The organism is Cobetia sp. SIMBA_158 (assembly GCF_046566945.1).
Classification (GTDB): domain Bacteria; phylum Pseudomonadota; class Gammaproteobacteria; order Pseudomonadales; family Halomonadaceae; genus Cobetia; species Cobetia amphilecti.
The window spans coordinates 1-254 of sequence record NZ_JAWJYL010000708.1; the positions used below are offsets into that span (position 1 = coordinate 1).

The window sequence follows — 254 nt, forward strand, 5'->3', positions numbered from 1 at the left end:
CGATATTGTTAGCTTCTAGCTCGTCCTTAAACCCTTGAAAACGAGCAAAAAATTCCGGGCTGTGGTCAGAAGCATCGCCAATAAATGCACAATCTTGTCTGTTGTGAGCTATAAAATGAGCCGCAGCTTGTTTACCACCACCGTAATTGTCACAGCACACGGTTAAATCAGGTCTGTTATCTACCGTTGCCCCCCAACATACAAATTTAGTGTTTTGCTCAAGCAGTGTTTTAAATTTAGGCTGAAAATCAATG

Annotated in this window: 1 protein-coding gene; it reads right to left on the reverse strand. The window is 41.7% G+C overall.

Annotated features, from left to right (window positions below; translation table 11 throughout):
• The coding region (locus R2R70_RS21660) for a hypothetical protein (RefSeq protein ID WP_410979147.1) at window positions 1-254 on the reverse strand (254 nt) is incomplete at both ends.